Here is a 19,531-nt window from a genome sequence, read left to right on the forward strand (position 1 = left end):
CGGGCGGGGGACCGGGCGGGAATACGGCGAGGGCCCCCGGCGTAGAATCCTGGTGTGACCGCCTCGCCCGTCCCCGCCGCCGTCCCCGACCGTGACCCCTTCGGATTCCTGGGTCTCACCTACGACGACGTCCTGCTGCAGCCCGGCTACTCGGACCTGGCGCCGTCGGACATCGACACCACGACGCGCCTGACGCGCGAGATCTCGATCCGCGTGCCGCTCGTCTCGGCGGCCATGGACACCGTCACCGAGTCGCGCATGGCCATCGCGATGGCGCGCCAGGGCGGTATCGGCGTGCTGCACCGCAACCTCTCGATCGAGGACCAGGCGCTCCAGGTCGACCTGGTGAAGCGCACGCAGACGGGCATCATCGACAACCCGGTGACCATCGGGCCCGACGCGACGCTCGAGGAGCTCGACAAGACCGCGGGCGAGTACCGCATCTCCGGCTTCCCGGTGCTCGACGCCGAGCGCCGCCTCATCGGCATGGTGACCAACCGCGACCTGCGCTTCACGCCCGTCGCCGAGTGGGCGACGACGAAGGTCGACGAGGTCATGACGCCCCAGCCGCTCATCACGGGCCCGGCGGGGATCTCCCGCGAGGAGGCGACCGCGCTCCTGCGCAAGCACAAGCTCGAGCGCCTGCCGCTCGTCGACGCGGACGGCCGTCTCACCGGGCTCATCACGGTCAAGGACTTCGTCAAGTCCGAGCAGTTCCCCAACGCGTCGAAGGACGGCCAGGGCCGACTGCTCGTCGGCGCCGCGATCGGCTACTTCGGCGACGCGTGGCAGCGCGCCACGACGCTCATCGACGCGGGCGTCGACGTGCTGGTCGCGGACACGGCGCACGGCAACGTCCGGATGCTCATCGAGATGGTCGCGCGCCTCAAGTCCGACCCGGCGACGCGCGACGTCCAGGTGATCGGCGGCAACGTCGCGACGCGCGAGGGCGCGCAGGCGTTCGTCGACGCGGGCGCGGACGCGGTCAAGGTCGGCGTCGGACCGGGCTCGATCTGCACCACGCGCATCGTCACGGGCGTCGGCGTCCCGCAGGTGACCGCCGTCTACGAGGCGTCGCTCGCCGCGCGCCCGGCCGGGGTCCCGGTCATCGCCGACGGCGGCATGCGCCACTCGGGCGAGATCGGGAAGGCGATCGTCGCGGGCGCGGAGACGGTGATGCTCGGCTCGATGCTCGCGGGCACCGAGGAGTCTCCGGGCGAGACGATCCTCGTCAAGGGCAAGCAGTACAAGGCGTACCGCGGCATGGGTTCCATGGGCGCGATGTCCTCGCGCGGCAAGAAGTCGTACTCGAAGGACCGCTACTTCCAGGCCGAGGTCACGAGCGACGACATGATCGTCCCCGAGGGCGTCGAGGGCCAGGTGCCCTACAAGGGGTCGCTCGGCACCGTGGCGCACCAGCTCGTCGGCGGCCTGCACCAGACGATGTTCTACGTCGGTGCCCGCACCGTGCCGGAGCTCCAGGAGAAGGGGCGCTTCATCCGCATCACGTCGGCGTCGCTCAAGGAGAGCCACCCGCACGACGTGCAGATGACGGTCGAGGCCCCCAACTACACGGGGTTCTGAGCGCGCAGCACCACGACCGACGGCCCGGCACCGCCCTCGCGGGTGGCACCGGGCCGTCGTCGTCCCGTCAGCGCTGCGTGCGGTGGGCGGTCACGACGCCATGACGCGCGCGTGCAGCGCCTGGACGGCGTAGCGCGCGGCCCAGAACGCGCCGTGCTGCCAGGCCGAGATCTCGGACATCCAGTCGCCCGCGAAGTACACGTTCCCGGCGCCCTGCTGCAGGAGCTTGAACCGGGACGACTGCGTGTTCGGGTACGCCCAAGCACCCTCGATGTAGGGCACCTTGTGCCACGCGATGGAGAACGAGCTCTCGAGCTCCGTCCGGTACTTCTCGCCGTGGATCTTCACGCCCTGCTCGACGGCGCGCATCTCCCGCTGCCGCGGCGTCATGTCCGCGTAGGCGCGCGCGTTCGCGCCGGTGTTGTAGTAGCCCACGACGAGCCCCCGGCGTTCCCCGTAGCCGTAGGACGGGTACCAGACGTGGGCGAGGTCCATGTCGGTCTCGGTGATGCCGCCGTAGATCCGGTGGTCGTCCTCCCAGAACCGCGTCCGGTACTGGAGCCCGATCTTGCCCGCGGGCGACCCGACGGCGAACTCGCCGAGCGCGGCGTCGACGTCGGGCCCCCAGTTCGTGTCCCAGCGGCGCATGAGCCCCGCGGGGGCCGAGACGACGGCGAAGTCGGCGTCGATCTGCCGCGACTTGCCGTTGTGGGCGGTGTACGTGACCGAGACGCCGCGCGGCGTGTTCTTCACCGCGGTGACGGGCGAGCTGAGCTGGACGTTCTGCTTGCCGATCGCCCTGACGAAGTAGTCGTAGGTCGTGTCCATCCCGCCCTTGGGCTGGAACATGAGCATCGACTGCTCCCAGTTGATCTCGAACGGGAAGTACTGCCCGACCTTCGAGGCGAGCACCTCCGACACCGAGCCCGGGCCGGGCAGCGGCGTGCCGTGCTCGTTCCACGCGGACGGGTAGACCGCGTACCCGCGGTTGCTGCCGCCCTTGTAGCTCCCGTCGGCCTGGAGCGAGCCCCACGACCGGAGGAACGCGCGCAGGTTCTCCTTGTCCGCGGCGGTGAGCTTCTGGTCGAGCGCGCCCTGGTCGGTCGCATAGCTGAGCAGCTCGGACGTGTAGCCGAACACGTCGGCCTTCGCGGTGCGGTACCGGACCGGGTTGCCGGGGGTCGCGCCGGAGCGCTCGTTGTAGAGGTAGGCGTCCGCGTTGGCGTTGGTGAACACCTCGTAGGGGACGCCGAGCTCGCGCAGGTAGTCCATGGTGACCATCCACTGGGCGATGCGCCCCGCGCCCGCGTTCATGTAGACGCCGTCGGCGAACCGCGCCTTCTGCGTGACGCCGTTGACGTCGGTCTCCGCGTCGCCACCGCGTATCGTCAGCGTCCGGCCGCCGACGCGGTGCCGCGCCTCGAGCACCGTGACGCGGTAGCCCGCCTTCTGCAGCTCGTACGCCGTGGCGAGGCCCGCCGGCCCGGCGCCGACGACGACGACCTTCTTCGCCGAGCGGCCCGTGAGGCTGAAGTCGCTGCCCCGCGGCGGTGTCCACGACTCGTTCCGCGGCTGGGCGGCGGCCGTCGGGGCGAGGCCCACCGCGCCCATCGTCGCGAACATGACGCCGGCGCTGGAGCCGACCCCGACGGCCTGGAGGAAGTTGCGGCGCGAGACGCCGGTCGTCTTCTCGTCAGTGACCATGTGGCTGGAGCCCTCTCGTCCACGGCCTGACGGGCGGGGAGCCCGGCCCACGATGCCGGGTGCCGCCGTCAGCACCGGGCCCGACGCTAGGGACGTGTCGTCGCGAGCACGGGTCCGGCGCGTTTCGCGTCGGTCAACGGTTCGCGGCTCTCGTAAACGTCTCGTGTCGTGGCCCCCGGCGACGCCCGCGGGGCGGCGCGCCGCGGCGTCGGGCACGCGGCGGGACCGGCGACGACCCGACACGTCGCCGTCACGGCGCGGAAACGGAGGCTGGCTAGCGTCGCGGCCCCGGCGGTCCTCGCGACCGGCCGGAGCCCGGGCGCCAGGGTGGCGCCCGTCGTCCCCCTGGGAGGCCTGCATGAAGAACCGCACCAAGGTCGTCGTCGCCGTCGCCCTCACCGCCGCCGTCGCCGTCCCCGGCACCGCCGTCGCCGCCGGGAAGCTCTTCGAGCCGAGGCCGACCGAGGCCCACTCCTTCGTCACCGGCGACACCCCGTCCATCGCCGACGGCGTCGCGATCGGGAAGAACGTCTCCTGGTACAAGTCGTCCGGCCTCGGTCCCGCCGCGATGAACACGACGCCCGGCGCGACGGCCGAGCAGCGCTACGTCCCGACCGACGTCTTCCCCGGCGGCGTCCTGCCGGCCGGCGTGACGATCACGGAGGCGCAGGGCATCAACGTCCTCATGCGGATCGGCGAGAACCTCGAGCGGGCCGGGCTCTCCTACGACGACGTCGTCTCCATGCGGGTGTTCCTCCAGAATCCCGCGGGCCAGGAGAAGATGGACTTCGCCGGCTGGAACCGCGCCTACCGCCAGTTCTTCGCGAACACGAACCTCGCGACCGGCGCGACGCTCGAGGTCCAGCTCGGCTCGGCCCGGACGGCGCCCATGGTGGTCAACGCGGCCCGGCCGTCGCGCTTCGCGCTCGAGATCGAGAACCTGCCGGTCGACGGCTGGCTCGTCGAGGTGGAGGTCGACGCCGTCTACCCGAAGTGACGGCGACGGGCCGCCCTCCCGCAGGAGGGCGGCCCGTCGTGGTCGTGCCGGCGTCGTGGGCACCGAGGGCTCGAGGGCCCGTGGGCGCCGAGGGTGCCGAGGGGTCAGTCGCGGAACGTCTCGATGTTGGCGCCGAGCTCGCGCAGGCGCTCGGTGAGGCCCTCGTAGCCGCGCGCGATGATGTCGACGCCGCGCAGGACGGAGGTGCCCTTCGCGGCGAGCATCGCGAGCAGGATGACGACGGCGGGGCGCAGAGCGGGCGGGCAGCTCACCTCGGCGCCCGACCAGCGCGTGGGGCCCGTCACCTGGAGCCGGTGGGCGTCCAGGAGCCGCACGTCGGCGCCGAGCCGCGTGAGGTCGGTGAGGTGGATGGCGCGCCCCTCGTAGACCCAGTCGTGGATGAGCGTCGTGCCCTGCGCGTTCGCGGCGATGACCGCGAAGAACGGCAGGTTGTCGATGTTGAGGCCGGGGAACGGCATGGGGTGGATCTTGTCGATCGGCGCGTGCAGCTCGCTGGGGTGCACCGTGACGTCGACCAGGCGCGTGCGGCCGTTGCGCGCCACGTACTCGGCGCTCAGCGTGTACCGCAGCCCCATCTCGGCGAGCGTCGCGAGCTCGATCTCCATGAACTCGATCGGGACGCGGGCCACGGTGATCTCCGAGCCTGTGACGATGCCCGCCGTGAGCAGGCTCATCGCCTCGACCGGGTCCTCCGAGACGGCGTACTCCACGTCCACGTCGATGTCGGTGCGGCCGTGCACGCGCAGGGTCGTCGTGCCGATCCCCTCGACCTGCACGCCGAGCAGCTCGAGGTAGAAGCACAGGTCCTGCACCATGTAGTTCGAGCTGGCGTTGCGGATCGTCGTCACGCCCTCGCGGCGGGCCGCGGCCATGAGCGCGTTCTCGGTGACGGTGTCGCCGCGCTCGGTGAGCACGACCGACAGGTCCGTGCCCGACGCCGGGGCGACGGTCGCGTGGTAGTTCCCGCCCGTCGCGGTGACGGCCAGGCCGAAGGGCCGCAGGGCGATCATGTGCGGCTCGACGGTGCGGGTCCCGAGGTCGCAGCCGCCCGCGTACGGGAGCTCGAACGTGTCCCGCAGCCCGAGCAGCGGCCCGAGGAACATGATGATCGAGCGCGTGCGGCGCGCGGCGTCGACGTCGATCGCGGCGAGGTCGAGGCGCTCCGGCACGACGATCTCGAGGTCCCGGCCGCCCGTCGTCCAGGTTGCCCGCACGCCGATGGAGCGCAGCACGTCGACGATCCGGTCGACCTCGACGATGCGGGCCACGCCGCGCAGGGTGGTGCGACCGCGGTTGAGGAGCGAGGCGCACAGCAGCGCGACCGCGCCGTTCTTGGAGGAGTTCACCTCGATGCGGCCGGAGAGGGTCTGGCCGCCCTGGACGCGCAGGTGCGCGTGCTTGGGGCCGCCGAGGCTGATGATCTCGGAGTCGAGCGCGAGGCCGATGCGGTTGAGCATCTCCAGGCTGAGGTTCTGCGAGCCCTGCTCGATGCGGTGCACGGCGCTCTGGCTCGTGCCGAGCCGCTCCGCGAGCTGCGTCTGGGTGAGACCCCGGTTCTGGCGGGCGCCGCGGATGAGCGCGCCGACCTGCGTGAGAGGTGCGTCGTCGATCGCTGTCATGAGAGCGACGATAACTCATGGATGAGATATCGACGCGGCGAAGGGCCGCGTGCGGTCCGCCATCATGCCTCCATCACATGACCTTCACCCGCATCATGAGATATGCCCGCAGGTGGCGACGCGGGCGTGCGCCCGGGTCAGCCCGGCCAGCGGCCGTCCGCGCCGGCGCCGACGTAGGGCTGGTCGCGGTCCGGGTCCAGGGCGTCGACCCACTGCCGGTGCGCGACGACCTGCAGGTCGTGCAGCGCGACCGGGCCGAGCCCGGCCAGGTCCGGGTACGCGCGCGCGAGCGCGTCGAGCAGGTCGAGCGTCGCGAGCACGTCCCCGTCCGCCGTGTGCAGGCGCCCGACGTCGAGCACCTCGTAGCGCGCGCACAGGTCGACGAGCCGGCGCTTGCCCTCGCGGGCCGGGTCCCACGCCCGGTCGAGCACGAGCGGGTCGAGCACCGGCCGCACGGGCCGCCCGAGGCGCGCGGCGAGCGTCGGCAGGCCGTGCCGCACGAGCTCGGTGTCGAGGATCGCGAGGTCGAACGCGGCGTTGTAGGCGACGAGGGGGACGCCGTCGCGCTGGGCGTCGACGACGAGCGTCGCGATCTCGTCGAGCGCGACGGCGGGGGCCGACCCGTGCGCCGTGGCGTGCGCGTTCGTGATGCCGTGGATCCCCGTGGCCTCCGCCGGGATCTCGACGCCCGGGTCGAGGAGCCACGTGCGCACGTGCGTGGCGCCCGGCTCGCGGAGCACGAGCGCGGCGGTGACGACGCGGTCGACGTCGACGTCGAGGCCCGTGGTCTCGGTGTCGAGACCGAGCAGCGGTCCCGCCGTCCAGGGCGTCGTCGTCATGGTCCACCTCTGCCGTCCGGTCGGGGCCCGGGGCGCCCGGCGCTCCCGTCGTCGCCGGACGTCCCGGCGACGAGCGTCACCCTGCCAGCGCCCACCCACACGGTGGTCGGTGCAGGTGGCGGGCACGGCCCGCCGGTAGGCTGACCCGGTGAGCAACGAGATCGAGATCGGACGTGGCAAGCGCGGTCGGCGCGCGTTCTCCTTCGACGACGTCGCCGTCGTGCCCTCGCGGCGCACGCGCGACCCGGAGGAGGTGTCGGTCGGCTGGCAGATCGACGCCTACCACTTCGACCTGCCGATCCTCGCGGCGCCCATGGACTCGGTCATGAGCCCGGCCACCGCCGTCGCGCTCGGCAACCACGGCGGCCTCGGTGTCCTCGACCTCGAGGGCCTGTGGACGCGCTACGACGACCCGACCGCGCTCCTCGAGGAGATCGCCGGGCTCGAGCCGCTCGAGGCGACGCGCCGCATGCAGGAGATCTACGCCGAGCCCATCAAGGCCGACCTCATCACGCAGCGCCTCAAGGAGATCCGCGCGGCGGGCGTCACCGTCGCCGCGGCCCTGTCGCCGCAGCGCACCCAGGAGCACTACCAGACGGTGGTCGACGCGGGCGTCGACCTGTTCGTCATCCGCGGCACGACGGTCTCCGCCGAGCACGTGTCCGGCGTCGCCGAGCCGCTCAACCTCAAGCGCTTCATCTACGAGCTCGACGTCCCGGTCGTCGTGGGTGGCGCGTCCACGTACACCGCGGCGCTGCACCTCATGCGCACGGGCGCCGCGGGCGTCCTCGTCGGCTTCGGCGGCGGCGCCGCCCACACCACGCGGGTCTCGCTCGGCATCCACGCGCCCATGGCGACCGCGGTCGCGGACGTCGCGGCGGCCCGCCGCGACTACCTCGACGAGTCGGGCGGCCGCTACGTGCACGTCATCGCGGACGGCGGCGTCGGCCGCTCGGGCGACCTCGTCAAGGCGGTCGCGTGCGGCGCCGACGCGGTGATGCTCGGCGCGGCGCTCGCGCGGGCCGAGGAGGCGCCGGGCAAGGGCTGGCACTGGGGCTCGGAGGCCCACCACGCCCAGCTCCCGCGCGGCGAGCGCGTGCGCGTCGGCACGGCCGGCACGCTCGAGGAGATCCTCTTCGGGCCGGGCCGCCAGGCGGACGGCACGCTCAACCTCGTCGGCGCGCTCCGCCGGGCCATGGCGACGACCGGGTACTCGGACCTCAAGGAGTTCCAGCGCGTCGAGGTCGTCGTCTCCCCGTACCAGCCCCGCTGAGCCCGCCGTGGCCGGACGCATCGCCGACGGTCCGCGCCTGACGCACGCCGGCGACGGCGCGCCGGGCGGCAACGGCTCCGTGCCCGCCGCGGGCGCGGCCCGCCCGGAGGCGGACGTCGCGGACGCGGCCTCGTCGGAGGCCTCCACCGACCTGGTCTTCACGGAGGTCGAGGACGCCGACGTCGAGGCGGTCGTCGCGCTGTGGCGGGAGTGCGGGCTCACCCGGCCCTGGAACGACCCGTACCGCGACCTCGCCGACGCCCGCCTGGGCGAGACCTCGACGGTGCTCGTGGGCCGTGCGACGCGCGACCTGCCCACGGTGGCCCCGGACGGTGCTCCCGAGGCGCCCGGGGTCGCGGCGGGGGAGCTCGTCGCGACGGCCATGGCCGGCGTGGACGGGCACCGTGGCTGGCTCTACTACGTGGCGGTCGACCCTCGCGTCCAGGGGCGCGGCGCGGGCCGTGCGACGGTCGTCGCGGCGGAGGCGTGGCTCGCCGCGCAGGGCGCGCGGGCCGTGCGCCTCATGGTGCGCTCCACGAACGACGCGGTGCGCGGCTTCTACGAGCGCCTGGGGTACGCGGACCAGGAGTGCGTCGTGCTCGGCCGCCCGCTCGGCGCCCCGGACGCCCGCGACGCCGGACGATGACCCCCGCCGCGTGGCGGCCGGACGACGACGAGCTCGCCGCCCTCGAGACCGAGCACCGCGCGCGCGTCGCCGCGCTCGACCCGCTCGTGGCGGTCCCCGCTCTTGGTGCCACCGCAGGCGACGAGCGTCTCCTCGCCGTGCGGCTCCCGGACGGCTCCCGGGCCGCGGGGCTCCTCGGCGTCGGGGACGTCGGACCCGGCTCCGCGGCGGCAGGGTTCCGCGCGCTGCGCGAGCACCGGCTGCGGGCGCGCGCGGCGGGACCGGACGTGGGCGGCGCGGTCCGCGCGCTCGTCGCGGCCTGGACGGCGCGCGTCGCGCGCGACCCGGGCAGCGCACCGGCGGGCGACGGGCTGCCCGAGCGGGGCCCCGCACCCCGCGACCACGGCCTGGCGCTCCTGTGGCCGAGCCGCGACGTCGAGGCCGTGGGCGCCCTCGCGGCGAGCGGCCTGCGCCCCACCGTGCACCTCGCCGCGCGCCGCGGCGCCCCGTCGGCCCGGCCCCGCACGGACCTCCCCGGGCTCGTGCTGACCGACGCCGGCCCGGACGACGTGGCCGCCGTCGTCGAGCACCAGCGCGCCGAGCTCGCGTACGACGAGCTCGTGGGCGCGGCCCGCGTCCGGCCGCTCGCGGCCGAGCACCTCGCCGCCCAGGTCGCCGCCGCCGTCGAGAACCCGCGCACCACGGTCCTCGTGGCGCGCCGCCAGGGGCCGGGGGAGCGGACGGGCGAGGTCGTGGGCGTCGTCGCGGTCGAGCCGTCGGAGCGCTCCGGGGCCGTGGCCGGGACCGTCACGGCGGGGCCGGTCGCCTACCTCGTCCTGCTGCACGTGACGGGCAGCGCGCGCGGTACCGGGGTCGGCGGGACCCTCGTCGACGCGGCGCTCGCCCGCGTGCACGAGCAGGCCGGGCCGGGCGCCGTCGTCGTGCTGCACCACGGCGTGCTCAACCCGCTGTCCGCGCCTTTCTGGGCGCGGCAGGGCTTCCGGCCCGTGCTCACCACGTGGGAGCAGCCCGTCGACGCGCTGTCAGCGCCACGACGTAGCCTGTCCCCATGACGAGCTCATCCGGCACACCCGGCTCCGGGCGCGGCGACGGCGCCGCGCTGGACGGCCTGATCGACCCCGAGAACCCGGCCGCGACCTACGTCCTCGAGCCGGAGGTCGTGGCCCCCCTCGCGCAGCGCGTCGTCACGAGCAACGAGGCGGGCATGCACCGCTCCGTCCTGCCGTCCACGGGAGCCCCGCTCGCCGCGGTCCCCGTCTCGTCCGTCGAGGACGTCGCCCGTGCCGTGGCACGCGCGCGGGCCGCGCAGCCGGCCTGGGCAGCCCGCTCGGTGCGCGAGCGCGCGGCGGTGCTGCGGCGCTTCGGCGAGCTCGTGCTCGCGCGCCAGTCGGACGGCCTCGACCTCATCCAGATGGAGTCCGGCAAGTCGCGGCGCAGCGCGTTCGAGGAGGTCGCGGACGTCGCGATCCTCACGCGCCACTACGCCCAGCGCGGCCCGCGCTACCTCGCCGACCGGCGGGCGCCGGGGATGCTGCCCGTGCTCACCGGCACGCGCGTGCACCGTCGTCCTGTGGGCGTGGTCGGCGTCATCGCGCCGTGGAACTACCCGCTGACGCTCGCGTTCGCCGAGGCCGTGCCCGCGCTCGTGGCGGGGAACGCCGTCGTGCTCAAGCCGGACCCGCAGACGACGCTCACCGCGCTGTGGGGTTCCGAGCTGCTCGAGGAGGCGGGGCTGCCCGCCGACCTGTTCCTCGTTGTCGCGGGCGGGGGAGACGTCGGCGCCGCGGTGACCGACCACGTGGACCACATCGCGTTCACGGGCTCGACGGCCACCGGCCGCAAGGTCGCCGCACGCGCGGGGGAGCGCCTCATCGGCGCGACGCTCGAGCTCGGTGGCAAGAACCCGCTCTACGTCGCGGCCGACGCCGACGTGCGCGCCGCCGCGCGTGGCGCCGTGCGCGCGTGCTTCTCCAACTCCGGCCAGCTCTGCGTGTCGATCGAGCGGCTCGTGCTGCACGAGGACGTCGCGGACGCGTTCCTCGACGAGTTCGTGCCCCTCGTCCGTGAGATGCGTCTCGGCGCCGGGCTCGACTACTCGGCGGACATGGGGTCGCTCACGTCGCAGGCGCAGCTCGACCGCGTGGTCGCCCACGTCGAGGACGCCATCGCGCGCGGCGCGCGCGTCCTCGCGGGCGGCGTGCACCGGGCGGACATCGGCCCGTGGTTCTACGCGCCCACCGTCCTCGACGACGTGCCCGACGACGCGGCGTGCGCGCGCGAGGAGACGTTCGGCCCGGTCGTCTCCGTGCGCCGGGTCGCGAGCGACGACGAGGCCGTCGAGGTCATGAACGACACCGAGTACGGGCTCAACGCGAGCGTGTGGACGCGCGACGCCGCCCGGGGCCGCCGGATCGCGGCCCGCGTCGAGGCGGGGACGGTCAACGTCAACGACGGCTACTCCGCGACGTGGGGGTCCGTCGGGGCGCCGATGGGCGGGTTCAAGGCGTCGGGCCTCGGGCGCCGCCACGGGCGCGAGGGGATCGAGGCGCTCACCGAGGCGCAGACGATCTCCGTGCAGCGCGGCGCGAACCAGGGCCTCACGCTCGACACGCTCTACCAGCTCGGCGGGGAGCTGCCGAGCAAGGTCCTCACGTCGGCGCTCGACGTCATGCGTCGCCTGCGGCTGCCCTGACGGAACCCCGCTCAGCGGAGCACGGCGTCGAGCACGGCCTTCGTCGCCGCGGGGACCTCGCGGGCGCGGTAGAGCACGGCCTTCCACGGCTCCACGCTCGCCGCGCTGACGCCGACCCCCACGGCGTCGAGACCCGCGACGCGGCACGAGAACAGCGTGCGCGGCAGGTGGTACCCCTGCGTGACGACCACCGCCGTGCCGACGCCGAACTCCGACGCCGCGCGCGTGCACGTCGCGTGGGTGTCGAAGCCCTCGCGGTCCAGCAGGATCGCGTCGTCGGGCACGCCGCGGCCGAGCAGCCACGCGCGCATCGAGCCGGGCTCGTCGTAGTCGTCGTGCGCGTCGCCGCTCACGAGCACGACGGGCGCGACGCCCCGGCCGTAGAGCTCGGCCGCCGCGTCGAGCCGACGGCGCAGGTACGTGGACGGCGTCCCGTCCGGCCGCAGCCCCGCCCCCGGGACGACGATCGCGTCGCTCGGCGGCACGTGCGCCGGGTCGGCGACGTGCGAGCGCCCCACCGCCTGCACGACGACGAACGGCGCCAGGACGAGCGCCACGAGCCCGGCGGCCGTCCGAGGGTCAGGCGCCGCCGTCGGGAGCGGCGCGGACGACCCGACGAGGACCTGTCGGACGACGGTGCTGTTGGGCCTGCTGCTGACGCCGTGGTGGCGGGCGGCGACGCCGGATCGTCGGTCACGCCCCGACCCTAACCTCGCCGCCGCGTCGACCAGGCGCTCCGGGCCGGCCGTGCAGGTGGTCCTGGTCCGTCCGCCGTCCGGGACGGACCAAGACCGCCTGTTCGGCGGGCGGGGGTGGAGGCGGGGGCGGGGGAGGGATCGAGGGTCAGGCGGGGGAGGTGAGGGTCGTGAGCTCGGCGGTGAGGTTGGCGCGGGCGCGGTCCTCCCAGAGCGCGGCGGCCTGCGGGGTGCGGAACAGCGTGCCGCCCCGAGCAGCGCGCGCAGGACGGCGGCCCGCCCGGTGCGGAAGGCGTCGTCGGGCACGTGGGCGTACTCGGCGCGCACCTGGCGGGCGTAGCGGGCGTACCGGTCCGGCGCGGACCCGAGGACGGCGAGGTCGGCGTCCGAGACGAGCGCTCCAGGCCCGTCGCCCGGCGCCGGGGCGTGGTCGGTCGTCACGAGCACGAGCCGCACGACCTCCTCGACCTCGCGGGCACCGAGGTGGCCCGTCAGCCGGGCGTCCGCGAGCTCGGCCGACCGCTCCTCGTCGCGGCCCGCCTCGCCGTCGTGCACGGCGTCGTGGAACCACAGCGCGAGCTGCGTCACCGCCGGCATCACGCCCGTGACCGACACCGCGCCGCTCGGTGCGCCGCCCAACAGCGCGCCGCTCGGCGCGCCGCCCGACACCGCGCCGCCGGACGTGCCACCCGACGCCGTGCTGCCCGACGCCGCGGCATCTCCGCGGGCGGGCGGCCGGGCGGCGTCGGGCACACCGGGCGGGCGTCCTTCCAGGAGCGCGAGGGAGTCGAGCGCGTGCACGAGGTGCTCGGGTCCGTGGTAGACGCGGTGCGGCTCGTGCCAGCGCTCGACGAGCTCGACGCCGACGTCGCGCGCGCCCGGGAGGAGCGCGTCCCAGCGCGCGAGGAGCGCGTCGGCCTTCGCCGCGCGCCGCGCCCGGCCGGGGACGCGCAGGCCGGAGGCGCCGAGGCGCCGCGCGAGCTCGCGACCCCCGACGGGCACCGCGCCCGCGGCGACCGCGACGTCGTACCGCTCGGCGGCGACGTCGTAGTGGTCCAGGTCGAACGCCCGCGGGCTCACGCCGATCGACGCCGCGAACGCGTGCAGCTCCGCGAGCGACGCGTCGGACACGAGATGGCTGAACAGCGTCCCGTGCGCGGGCCACGCGGGCGGGTCGATGAGAACGGTCACCGCCCGAGCATGCCACCGACCGGTGAGCCGACGCGCGGGCGTCGGCTCACCGGCCGGGGAACGGGCTGAGCCTGGGCAGGCACGACCCGCAGGGGTCCGGGCGTGCGGGGATCAGCCGGCGCGCGAGGCCGCCTCGACGACCTCGACCGACTGGCGCGCGATGGCGAGCTCCTCCATCGTCGGGACCACCATGACGAGCGTGCTCGTCCAGTCCGGCGAGATGACGCGCGGCTCGCCGGAGTCGACGGCGTTGCGGTCCGGGTCGACGGCGAGGCCGAGCGGCTCGAGCCCCTCCACGACGGCGGCGCGCACCTCGGCGTCGTGCTCGCCGACGCCCGCGGTGAAGGCGACGACGTCCACGCGGCCGAGCACGGCGGCGTACGCGCCGACGTACTTGCGCAGCCGGTGGATGTACACGTCGAACGCGAGGCGGGCACCCTCGTGGCCGGCCTCCATGAGCCGGTGCAGCTCGCGGAAGTCGTTCACGCCGGACAGGCCCTTGACGCCCGAGCGCTTGTTGAACAGGTCGTCGATCTCGTCGATGCTCATGCCCGCGTTGCGCGCGAGGTGGAACACGACCGCGGGGTCGATGTCGCCCGTGCGCGTGCCCATGACGAGACCCTCGAGCGGGGTCAGGCCCATCGAGGTCTCGACCGGCACGCCGCCCTTGACGGCCGACGCGGAGGCGCCGTTACCGAGGTGCAGCACGATCGTGTTCAGGCCCTCGATCCGGCGCCCGAGGACGCGCGCGACCTTCCCGGACACGTACTGGTGGCTCGTGCCGTGGGCGCCGTAGCGGCGGATCGCGTACTTCTCGGCGACCTCGGCGTCCAGGGCGTACGTCGCGACGTGCTGCGGCAGCCGCTGGAAGAACGCGGTGTCGAACACCGCGACGTGCGGCACGTCGCCGAGCAGCGACCGCGCGACCTCGATGCCCTTGACGTTCGCCGGGTTGTGCAGCGGCGCGAGCGGGGACAGCGAGCGGATCCGCTCGAGCACGCCGTCGTCGACGAGGACCGGGTCGGCGAACAGCGAGCCGCCCTGCACGACGCGGTGCCCCACCGCGTACACGTCGGCGTCCGAGAGCGTCGGGCCGACCTCGTCGAACATGCTCAGCGCGATGCGCAGCGCGTGCCCGTGGTCCGCGACGGGCTCCTCGCGCGTCGTGGTGTTCCCGGCGAACCGGTGCTTGATGATCCCGGACTCCTCGCCGATGCGCTCGATCGTGCCCGCGGCGATCGCCTCGCCCCCGACGGGGTTGACGAGCTGGTACTTGAGCGAGGACGACCCCGAGTTCATGACGAGCACGGACCCGTGCGCGCCGTACGCGCTGTAGGGGTTGGGGCGCTCGCCCTCGGGCAGGATCGTCATGACGTGGCTCCCTGGGAGTCAGAGGTGGGGTCGGCGGCGTCGGCCGGGGCCTGCGCCTGGATCGCGGTGATCGCGACGGTGTTGACGATGTCCTGCACGAGCGCGCCGCGCGAGAGGTCGTTCACCGGCTTGTTGAGGCCCTGGAGGACCGGGCCCACCGCGACGGCGCCCGCCGAGCGCTGGACCGCCTTGTAGGTGTTGTTGCCCGTGTTGAGGTCCGGGAAGATGAACACGGTCGCGCGCCCCGCGACGTCCGAGCCCGGCATCTTCGACGCCGCGACGGACGCGTCCACGGCCGCGTCGTACTGGATCGGGCCCTCGACGAACAGGTCGGGCCGGCGCTCGCGCACGAGCGCCGTGCCCCGGCGCACCTTGTCCACGTCGGCCCCCGACCCGGACTCGCCGGTCGAGTACGACAGCATCGCGACCCGCTGGTCGACGCCGAACTGCTGCGCCGTCGCCGCCGAGGAGATCGCGATGTCCGCGAGCTGCTCGGCCGTCGGGTCGGGGATGACCGCGCAGTCGCCGTAGACGAGCACGCGGTCCTGCAGGCACATGAGGAACACGGACGAGACGACGGACACGCCCGGCTGGGTCTTGATGATCTCGAACGACGGCTTGATGGTGTGCGCCGTCGTGTGCTTCGCGCCCGACACCATGCCGTCCGCGAGCCCGAGGTGGACCATCATCGTGCCGAAGTAGGACACGTCCTGGACGCGCTCGCGCGCCTCCTCGAGCGTCATGCCCTTGTGCGCGCGCAGCCGCTGGTACTCCGCGGCGAACCGCTCCACGAGCTCCGGGTCGTGCGGGCTGACGACGTGCGCGGCGTCGATGTCGAGGCCGAGCTCCGCCGCGCGGGCGCGGACCTTCTGCTCCTCGCCGAGGATCGTCAGCTCCGCGACCTGGCGGCCGAGCAGCGTGGACGCGGCGCGCAGGATGCGGTCGTCGTCACCCTCGGGCAGCACGACGTGCTTGCGGTCCGCGCGGGCGCGCGAGAGCAGCTCGTACTCGAACATCAGCGGCGTGACGACCTCGGGCCGGGGCACGTCGAGCCCCGCGAGGAGCGCCGCGCCGTCGACGCTCTGCTCGAACAGCGCGAGCGCCGTGTCGACCTTGCGCTGCGACTCCTTGGTCACGCGGCCCCGGGCGCTCGCGGCGGCGCTCGCCGAGCGGAACGTCCCGAGGTCGGTGCGGATGATCGGCAGGCTCGGGTCGAGGTCCGCGACGAGGCGCGCCGTCGACTCGGGCGGGAAGAACCCGCCGTTGAGGATGACGCCCGCGAGGGACGGGAAGCCCGACGCCGAGTGGGCGGCGAGCAGCCCGATGAGGATGTCCACCCGGTCGCCGGGCGTGATGACGACGGCGCCGTCGGTGAGCCGGTCGAGCAGGTGCTCGAACGACATCGCCCCGACGAGCAGGTCGGTCGCCTCGCGTGCGAGGAGCTCCTCCTCGCCGAACGCGAGCCTCCCGCCCACGGCCTCCATGAGGATCCGCACGGTCGGCGCGTCGAGGAACGGGTCCTCGGGCACCGCCCAGCCCGGCAGCCGCGTACCCGGGGCGGGCTGCGCCGTCGGGCCCGACGACGTCCCGCCCGCGAGCGGCTCGCCGTCCGGGCCCAGCGACCCGAGCAGCGCGCGCACCGCGTCGAGGTCGTCCGGCTGCACGCGGTTCGCGACGACGCCGATGGGCTGCGCGTGCTGCGAGCGCAGCTCGGCGACGCTCACCTCGATGAGGTTGCCCACGGCGTCGGGCGTGCGGCCCTTGCCGGAGACGACGAGGAGGACCGGCGCGCCGAGGTTCGCCGCGACGCGCGCGTTGAACGACAGCTCGGTCGGCCCGGCGACGTCGGTGTAGTCCGTGCCCACGACGACCACGAAGTCGCACCGGCTCGCGACCTCGTGGTACCGGGCCACGATCCGCGAGAGCGCGGCCTCCTGGTCGGCGTGGACGTCCTCGTACGTGACGCCGATCGCCTGCTCGGCGGTGACGTCCACGCCGTCGTGCGCGAGCAGCAGCTCGAGCACGTAGTCCTGCACGTCCGGGCCGGCGGCCCGGGTGACCGGCCGGAAGACCCCGACCCGCTGGACCTTGCGGACCAGCAGGTCGAGGACCCCCAGCGCGATCGTGGACTTGCCCGTCTCGCCCTCGGGCGAGGTGATGTAGATGCTGCGAGCGGTGTCGCTCACTCGTTGTCTCCTCCGGTGTCCTGCACGGCGGCGCTCGCGCCGTTGTACTGCGGGCCACCCTCCTCGGTCGCCGTCTCGCCGACGTCCGGCCACACCCAGTCGCGCACCTCGGGGATGTCCTCCCCGTGCTCGCGGGTGTACTGGCGGGCCGCCAGCCGCGCGTCGACCATCTCCTGGCGCAGGCCCGCGTAGGTCGAGCGCAGGGACGGCACACGGTCGATGACGTCGATCACCAGGTGGTAGCGGTCGATGTCGTTGAGCATGGCCATGTCGAACGGGGTGGTGGTGGTGCCCTCCTCCTTGTAGCCGCGCACGTGGATGTTCGCGTGGTTCGTGCGGCGGTACGTGAGGCGGTGGATGAGCCACGGGTAGCCGTGGTAGTTGAAGATGACCGGCCGGTCCGTCGTGAAGAGCGTGTCGAAGTCCTTGTCCGACAGGCCGTGCGGGTGCTCCTTCTCGTCCTGGAGCCGCATGAGGTCCACGACGTTGACGACCCGGACCTTGAGGTCGGGGATGCGCCGGCGCAGGATGTCCGCCGCGGCGAGCACCTCGAGCGTGGGCACGTCGCCCGCGGCGCCGAGCACGACGTCCGGGTCCTCGCCCTCGACCTCGGTGCCGGCCCAGTCCCAGATGCCGAGGCCGCGCGAGCAGTGCGCGATCGCCTGGTCCATCGACAGGAACTGCGGCGCCGGCTGCTTGCCCGCCACGACGACGTTCACGTACTGGCGTGAGCGCAGGCAGTGGTCGTACGTCGAGAGCAGCGTGTTCGCGTCCGGCGGCAGGTAGACGCGGACGATCTCGGCCTTCTTGTTCACGACGTGGTCGATGAAGCCCGGGTCCTGGTGGCTGAAGCCGTTGTGGTCCTGGCGCCACACGTGGCTCGACAGCAGGTAGTTGAGGCTCGCGACCGGGCGCCGCCACGGGATGTGGTTCGTGACCTTGAGCCACTTCGCGTGCTGGTTGAACATCGAGTCGACGATGTGGATGAAGGCCTCGTAGCTCGTGAACAGGCCGTGCCGCCCGGTGAGCAGGTAGCCCTCGAGCCAGCCCTGGCACTGGTGCTCCGACAGCATCTCCATGACGCGCCCGGCGCGCGCGAGGTGCTCGTCGACGTCGGGCCCGAAGAAGTCGGCGTTCCACTGCTTGTCCGTGACCTCGTACACGGCCTGGAGGCGGTTCGACGCCGTCTCGTCGGGGCCGAAGATCCGGAAGTTGTCCGGGTTCTTCCGCACGACGTCGGTGAGCCACTGCCCGAGGACGCGCGTCGACTCGGCGATGCTGCTGCCCGGCCCGGTGACGTCCACGGCGTAGTCGCGGAAGTCCGGCAGACGCAGGTCCTTGAGCAGGAGGCCGCCGTTCGCGTGCGGGTTGTCACTCATGCGGAGCGTGCCCTCGGGGGCGAGCGCCGCGACGTCGTCGACCAGGCGGCCGTCCTCGTCGAACAGCTCGTCGGCCCGGTAGGACTCGAGCCAGCCACGCAGCACCTCGAGGTGCTCCGGGGTGTCCCGGGCGCTCGCGAGCGGCACCTGGTGCGCGCGCCACGAGTCCTCGGTCTTCTTGCCGTCGATGACCGGCGGGCACGTCCAGCCCTTCGGCGTGCGGAACACGATCATCGGCCACGCGGGGCGCTCGTCGTTCCCCGCCGCGGCGTCGGCCTTGATCTGCGCGATGTGGTTGAGCACCTCGTCGAGGAGCTGTGCGAAGCGGCGGTGCACCTCGAAGTGGTCTTCGCCGTCGAACCCGCCCGTGAAGAAGTACGGCGTGTGGCCGTAGCCGATCATGAGGTCGCGCAGCTCGTCGTCGCTGATGCGCGCGAGCACCGTCGGGTTGGCGATCTTGTAGCCGTTGAGGTGCAGGATCGGCAGGACGACGCCGTCGTTGCGCGCGTTGACGAACTTGTTCGAGTGCCAGCTCGTCGCGAGCGGGCCCGTCTCCGCCTCGCCGTCGCCGACGACCGCGGCGACGAGCAGGTCGGGGTTGTCGAACGCGGCGCCGTACGCGTGGGAGAGCGCGTAGCCCAGCTCACCGCCCTCGTGGATCGACCCGGGCGTCTCCGGCGCGACGTGGCTCGGGATGCCGCCCGGGAAGGAGAACTGGCGGAACAGCCGGCGCAGGCCCTCGGTGTCCTGGGTGACGTCCGAGTAGGTCTCGGAGTACGTGCCCTCGAGGTACGCGTTCGCGACGAGGCCGGGGCCGCCGTGGCCGGGGCCGGCGACGTAGATCGTCGACTGGCGGCGCTGCGCGATCGCGCGGTTGAGGTGCGCGTAGAGGAAGTTGAGGCCCGGCGTGGTGCCCCAGTGGCCCAGGAGGCGCGGCTTGACGTCCTCGCGGTCCAGCGGCGTGCGCAGCAGCGGGTTGTCGAGGAGGTAGATCTGGCCGACCGAGAGGTAGTTCGCCGCGCGCCACCAGGCGTCGACCCGACGCAGGGTGTCGTCGTCGAGCGGTGCGATCTCGGCGGGTTGCCAGGCGGTGGACTCGGTGACGGTGGTCGTGCTCATCTCACGCTCCTGCGGGGGAAGGGTCCGTGAACGACTACGGCTTCATACAACCCCATCGACCGGGGGCCTGCACTATTCCTCCTGGCGCCGGGCGGTGTGACCTGCGCCCACGACGGCACAAAAGGTCCAAGGTCCCGCGCGCGGGAACCACGGCCGAGGACGTTGTCCCCGACGCCGGGGGCCGCTGGGCGGCGTGTGACGTTCGCCCGGGAGGC

The 19,531-nt window shown here is 73.7% G+C and carries 13 protein-coding genes and 1 pseudogene; 6 read left to right on the forward strand and 8 right to left on the reverse strand.

Annotated elements, in window-relative coordinates; all coding sequences use genetic code 11:
• Positions 1-54 precede the first annotated feature (54 nt).
• Positions 55-1,584, forward strand: a complete 1,530-nt coding sequence (guaB, locus tag BJP59_RS03380; RefSeq protein WP_021479849.1) for an IMP dehydrogenase — start codon at positions 55-57, stop codon at positions 1,582-1,584.
• A gap of 90 nt (positions 1,585-1,674) precedes the next feature.
• Here guaB and BJP59_RS03385 read toward each other — a convergent pair whose 3' ends face one another.
• Positions 1,675-3,288, reverse strand: a complete 1,614-nt coding sequence (locus tag BJP59_RS03385; protein WP_194522184.1) for a flavin monoamine oxidase family protein — start codon at positions 3,286-3,288, stop codon at positions 1,675-1,677.
• Between the two features lie 358 nt (positions 3,289-3,646).
• Here BJP59_RS03385 and BJP59_RS03390 point away from each other — a divergent pair, with 358 nt between their 5' ends.
• Complete coding sequence (locus tag BJP59_RS03390; protein ID WP_076405096.1) at positions 3,647-4,285, forward strand: Rid family hydrolase; 639 nt, start codon at positions 3,647-3,649, stop codon at positions 4,283-4,285.
• 104 nt (positions 4,286-4,389) lie between these two features.
• Here the strand turns inward: BJP59_RS03390 and BJP59_RS03395 are convergent, their stop codons facing one another.
• Both BJP59_RS03395 and BJP59_RS03400 read right to left on the reverse strand, forming a co-directional pair.
• The gene (locus BJP59_RS03395; RefSeq protein ID WP_194522185.1) at positions 4,390-5,925 is read right to left on the reverse strand and encodes a helix-turn-helix domain-containing protein; all 1,536 of its coding nucleotides are present in this window, start codon (positions 5,923-5,925) and stop codon (positions 4,390-4,392) included.
• A gap of 137 nt (positions 5,926-6,062) precedes the next feature.
• Complete coding sequence (locus BJP59_RS03400) at positions 6,063-6,764, reverse strand: exonuclease domain-containing protein (RefSeq protein ID WP_194522186.1); 702 nt, start codon at positions 6,762-6,764, stop codon at positions 6,063-6,065.
• A 148-nt stretch (positions 6,765-6,912) separates the two neighbouring features.
• On the opposite strand from BJP59_RS03400, the gene BJP59_RS03405 reads away from it, so the two are divergent.
• Genes BJP59_RS03405 through BJP59_RS03420 form a run of 4 tightly spaced genes read left to right on the forward strand, consistent with a single transcriptional unit; the run spans position 6,913 to position 11,375 of the window.
• Positions 6,913-8,037: a GuaB3 family IMP dehydrogenase-related protein gene (locus BJP59_RS03405; protein WP_034653983.1), complete on the forward strand. Its 1,125-nt coding sequence runs from the start codon at positions 6,913-6,915 to the stop codon at positions 8,035-8,037.
• A gap of 7 nt (positions 8,038-8,044) precedes the next feature.
• On the forward strand, positions 8,045-8,683 hold the full coding sequence (locus BJP59_RS03410; protein WP_336244597.1) for a GNAT family N-acetyltransferase: 639 nt from the start codon (positions 8,045-8,047) through the stop codon (positions 8,681-8,683).
• Entirely contained in the window at positions 8,680-9,735 is a 1,056-nt protein-coding gene (locus tag BJP59_RS03415; RefSeq protein ID WP_194522187.1) for a GNAT family N-acetyltransferase, read from the forward strand. The genes BJP59_RS03410 and BJP59_RS03415 overlap by 4 nt, the downstream gene beginning before the upstream one ends.
• Positions 9,732-11,375, forward strand: a complete 1,644-nt coding sequence (locus tag BJP59_RS03420; protein ID WP_194522188.1) for a succinic semialdehyde dehydrogenase — start codon at positions 9,732-9,734, stop codon at positions 11,373-11,375. Before BJP59_RS03415 ends, BJP59_RS03420 begins: the two co-directional genes overlap by 4 nt.
• An 11-nt stretch (positions 11,376-11,386) precedes the next feature.
• Here the strand turns inward: BJP59_RS03420 and BJP59_RS20375 are convergent, their stop codons facing one another.
• The 5 genes and pseudogenes from BJP59_RS20375 to BJP59_RS03445 form a co-directional block, all read right to left on the reverse strand.
• The gene (locus BJP59_RS20375; protein ID WP_442861543.1) at positions 11,387-12,526 is read right to left on the reverse strand and encodes an ElyC/SanA/YdcF family protein; all 1,140 of its coding nucleotides are present in this window, start codon (positions 12,524-12,526) and stop codon (positions 11,387-11,389) included.
• Positions 12,515-13,261 (reverse strand): annotated as a pseudogene (locus tag BJP59_RS20380) (DUF4031 domain-containing protein); the annotation flags it as partial. The pseudogene BJP59_RS20380 and the gene BJP59_RS20375, both read right to left, overlap by 12 nt.
• Positions 13,262-13,372: 111 nt before the next feature.
• The gene (locus BJP59_RS03435) at positions 13,373-14,632 is read right to left on the reverse strand and encodes an acetate/propionate family kinase (RefSeq protein ID WP_043656335.1); all 1,260 of its coding nucleotides are present in this window, start codon (positions 14,630-14,632) and stop codon (positions 13,373-13,375) included.
• The gene (gene pta / locus BJP59_RS03440) at positions 14,629-16,818 is read right to left on the reverse strand and encodes a phosphate acetyltransferase (protein ID WP_194522189.1); all 2,190 of its coding nucleotides are present in this window, start codon (positions 16,816-16,818) and stop codon (positions 14,629-14,631) included. The genes BJP59_RS03435 and pta overlap by 4 nt, the downstream gene beginning before the upstream one ends.
• Entirely contained in the window at positions 16,815-19,316 is a 2,502-nt protein-coding gene (locus BJP59_RS03445; protein WP_021482342.1) for a phosphoketolase family protein, read from the reverse strand. Before BJP59_RS03445 ends, pta begins: the two co-directional genes overlap by 4 nt.
• Positions 19,317-19,531 lie beyond the last annotated feature (215 nt).

The organism is Cellulosimicrobium sp. JZ28, from assembly GCF_015327065.1.
Taxonomy (GTDB): domain Bacteria; phylum Actinomycetota; class Actinomycetes; order Actinomycetales; family Cellulomonadaceae; genus Cellulosimicrobium; species Cellulosimicrobium funkei.